This is a genomic window from Aquidulcibacter paucihalophilus (assembly GCF_002105465.1).
Classification (GTDB): domain Bacteria; phylum Pseudomonadota; class Alphaproteobacteria; order Caulobacterales; family Aquidulcibacteraceae; genus Aquidulcibacter; species Aquidulcibacter paucihalophilus.
On sequence record NZ_NCSQ01000042.1, the window covers coordinates 1 to 3,468 of the forward strand.

Here is a 3,468-nt window from a genome sequence, read left to right on the forward strand (position 1 = left end):
GCCGCAAACAGGATTCGAACCTGCGACCCCATCATTACGAAAAGTGAACCCCTCGTTTTTTCGCGTTTTCGCGGCTTGTCACGATTTTTCGTAATATATTGCGTCACATAGATTTTCTTGTAATGTTATGGGACAGCTTGTTACTGAATTTTTCCCATTTGGTAGCAAATTGGTAGCAAAAAAAGCTGAAAATGGGTCCAAACTTCGCCATTTTTGAGATGATGGTGTCGCGTGATGGGGTCGANAAAAATCAATAAGCGATTTGTCGATTCCGCGATGCCGCCGGAGACTGGGGACACGCGGATTTGGGATATTGAGCTGCGTGGGTTCATGCTCCGGATCTCGTCGAGTGGCCGGAAGACCTATTGCGTAAAGTATCGCGTCAACCGTCAACAACGCTGGATGACGATTGGCGAACACGGTTTGCCTTGGACGCCGGAAGCGGCGCGCAACCGCGCGCGCGAAGTCATTACAGAGGCGACCAAAGGCGTCGACTTATCTGAGAGCCCGAGTGAACGGGTAAAAGCTTTGGCCGGAAAAGGTGGGCTGGTCATAGCGAAGGCCATGCGCGACGCCACCATCGGCCAATTGTTCGAGATGTATTTCCGCGATGGACCCAGTGACAAGCCGCTGAAGCGGGAGTCGTCTTGGTCAGTCGATGCCACATCTTACAAGCGCCATATCAAGCCCCTTCTGGATGATGTTGTTGCAAAGGACGTTCGGCCTAGTGATCTCGCCGCTTGGCAACGGGACGTCGCGGCGGGCAAGACTTCACACGACATCAAGACTGGCCCAAGAGGGCGCTCTATTGTTAAGGGCGGACCTAGTGCTGCCTCCCGTGGAATGAGGTGCCTGTCCGCGATGTTCTCGTGGGCGATCTGGCGGGAGATTTTGGAAACCAATCCCTGCTCCAAAGTCCAGAAGCTGCGCGACAACCGGCGGGAACGATCTATCACCACGGAAGAGGCAAAGAAGCTTTGGACGGTCCTCGATGAGGCGCAAGCGGCATGGGTCATCGCGCCTCATTATGCCAACATCATTCGCCTGATCATGCTGACGGGAGCGCGCCGTAACGAAATCACCGAACTCAATTGGTCTGAAGTTGACATCGAGCGCTCGCGTCTCGTTCTACCGCCGATCCGAACAAAGATGGGTAGCCAGAATAAATCACGCACGATCATTCTGTCCGAGCAAGCGCGCGCGATCCTCGAATACCTCCCGCGATTAGGGCCTTATGTCTTCATGTCTCAAATTTCCGGCAAACCGGTCTTGGGGGTCAATAAGGCATGGCTGAAAGTCCGCGAGCTCGCGGGCCTTTCTGACGTCCGTCTTCATGACTTACGTCATAGCTTTGCAACTTTCGCTGTCGAAGATGGTGCATCGCTGTATCTAGTTGGTCGAGCTCTGGGCCATGCAAACGCATCATCGACCGAACGCTATGCGCACCCCGGCGACACTGCCGCAAGGATTATTGCTGAGAAGGTGGCCGAGCGTTTTGCAGTAGGGCGGGAGTAATGCAGCCCTTTGGTGATAAGGTATCAATCTATGAGGCCAAGTTGACGGAATATGTTCTGTCTCCGACGCATCGAATTGGTGCCAACAAAGCACGAGTGTTCAAATCGGCATTGGGTATAGGGCTGGCCGAAGTCGCTGTCTTGCGATCCGCTTTGCTCAACGCAGCTCGCACGCAAACTCCCAACTTCATCCGCCAGGACAAGTTCGGCCAGCATTACGCGATTGTCTTTAAACTTACCTATGGAACGAAGTCAGCTTTTGTGCGATCATTATGGGTGATACGGACTGGAGACGACGTCGCAAAGTTTGTTTCGGCCTTTGTTGTGACTGACAGACGAGCCGGATCTGAGGACAAGAACCATGACTAAAGTGCAACCCAACTTGCTAGACGCCGTCGCGCTTTTAAGCGATCAAAATGAGCTAGGTCTCGTTCAGGGACAAGTTGGAACCGTGGTCGAGTTGTTGGATGACGACTTTGCACTCGTTGAGTTCTGTGACCGAGATGGCGCGACTTTTTCAATGCCGACATTGCCAATCTCTTCGCTCCTGCGTTTGTCCTATGAGCAAGTCGCGGCCTGAGGCAGCTAGTCTTCAGTCTCAAATGTCCACTTTGGATTCGAATCCGACATCATCGGATTTCATATTTTACGATGAATTCGTATGTTGAGTACGAATTGAGCATTCAAATTACAAAGCGTCGCTGGTGATTGAGCCAGCCTCGTCATGAAGCAACGCATTGCAGACAGCCGGTATGTAGCCGCCTGACATTTGTCGGACACTAATCTTCTTTACCGAGTGGCGAAAATCATCTCAGTCATCCCGTGCCGAAAGTATCTGATTTGGGATGGGGAGTTGAAAAATGGAGAGGCAACCGAAGAAGTCCGAGAAACTGGAAGTGCGCTTACCTTATGGGGAGAAAGTGCGGTTTTTGGATCGCGTTAGTGCCCATGGTCAATCGGTGAGCCAGGTGCTCCGAAATCTGATCAAGGATTATTCAGACCCTGTGATGCCTTCGACTGAAGTGCCCACACCAAGACTCAAATTTGGCAGGAAGCCCCTGGTGTTGGGTGGCTTGCTTATTGTGGGTGCGCTTGCAGGTGCCTTTCCGGCGTCGGCCAGTCGGAGCCTGTTTCAGGTTTTTGATCGCGACAACAATGGCCGCATAACTTCGGGCGAGATCACATCAGAAGGCGATCTAGAGATTCTCAAGGCTATGGATAAGGATAGCAATGGATGGATTGCGCCAGATGAATTTGAATCGAGTGGTACGGGCATTAGTTTCAAGGAAACGTCTGATGATTTCCATAATGGTAAGGTCGCGCGGCGTCTTGATTTTATCCAAGTAAAATTTGAACTCGCGCCAGATGGCAAAGTCCAAGAGCACATCAAAACGGGCTCCATGGCGATTCCCTTCGACATCAACGAAGCCGATCTAGCCAGGATCAAAAGCCAAATCGAGCGATCACTTAGCCAAGTTAAGTGAGCGCGGGATAGGTTCTTCGACTGAAACACTCATGCCCCGTGTTCGACCTGCCAGAGGCAAGGTCGAGGGGGTGATAACGGGACGCGCCCCGCGTCCCGACACTTGGAAGTGCGCCAGAGCGTGATGGGCGGGTCAAGGTGGGCGAAGCCCCCTCTAAGAAGGTTACCTTGACGCGCCCAAACGCTCTGGCACTTGGCGAAATTTGGCAATGCAAGAGCTTATCGCCCATATTGGCTGGTGTTGGCATACAAGCGATCCAGTGCCCATGCATCAAGCGCGGAGACGAGATAACGGACTAAGCGAGGGCCATATTTGATGAAGGGAGGGCCTTCACCTGTAACGCGCCAACGGTTCAAAGTGTGCTTGGAAATCTTCAAATGGGAGGCCGCATCTTCAACGGTCAGAAGTGTGTCGGTATTCATAGGTTTCATCTGTAAAAGTATTTATTTAATCGGACATTCCCTATCCCC

Annotated in this window: 5 protein-coding genes; 4 read left to right on the plus strand and 1 reads right to left on the minus strand. The window is 52.2% G+C overall.

What is annotated here, in order from left to right:
- Positions 1-234: 234 nt before the first annotated feature.
- From B7364_RS04075 to B7364_RS04090, 4 genes are all read left to right on the plus strand, one after another.
- Entirely contained in the window at positions 235-1,515 is a 1,281-nt protein-coding gene (locus B7364_RS04075) for a tyrosine-type recombinase/integrase (protein WP_085338669.1), read from the plus strand.
- Positions 1,515-1,883: a DUF6883 domain-containing protein gene (locus tag B7364_RS04080; protein WP_085338670.1), complete on the plus strand. Its 369-nt coding sequence runs from the start codon at positions 1,515-1,517 to the stop codon at positions 1,881-1,883. The genes B7364_RS04075 and B7364_RS04080 overlap by 1 nt, the downstream gene beginning before the upstream one ends.
- Entirely contained in the window at positions 1,876-2,094 is a 219-nt protein-coding gene (locus B7364_RS04085; RefSeq protein WP_085338671.1) for a DUF4926 domain-containing protein, read from the plus strand. Before B7364_RS04080 ends, B7364_RS04085 begins: the two co-directional genes overlap by 8 nt.
- 280 nt (positions 2,095-2,374) lie before the next feature.
- Positions 2,375-2,998, plus strand: coding sequence for an EF-hand domain-containing protein (locus B7364_RS04090; RefSeq protein WP_085338672.1), 624 nt, complete (start codon positions 2,375-2,377; stop codon positions 2,996-2,998).
- A 218-nt stretch (positions 2,999-3,216) separates the two neighbouring features.
- Here B7364_RS04090 and B7364_RS04095 read toward each other — a convergent pair whose 3' ends face one another.
- Entirely contained in the window at positions 3,217-3,420 is a 204-nt protein-coding gene (locus B7364_RS04095; RefSeq protein WP_085338673.1) for a helix-turn-helix transcriptional regulator, read from the minus strand.
- Positions 3,421-3,468: the final 48 nt, after the last annotated feature.

Coding starts and splice junctions, on each gene's coding strand:
- B7364_RS04095 (WP_085338673.1), bottom strand. CDS start 3,420: ATGAATACCGACACACTTCTGACCGTTGAAGATGCGGCCTCCCATTTG.
- B7364_RS04085 (WP_085338671.1), top strand. CDS start 1,876: ATGACTAAAGTGCAACCCAACTTGCTAGACGCCGTCGCGCTTTTAAGC.
- B7364_RS04090 (WP_085338672.1), top strand. CDS start 2,375: ATGGAGAGGCAACCGAAGAAGTCCGAGAAACTGGAAGTGCGCTTACCT.
- B7364_RS04080 (WP_085338670.1), top strand. CDS start 1,515: ATGCAGCCCTTTGGTGATAAGGTATCAATCTATGAGGCCAAGTTGACG.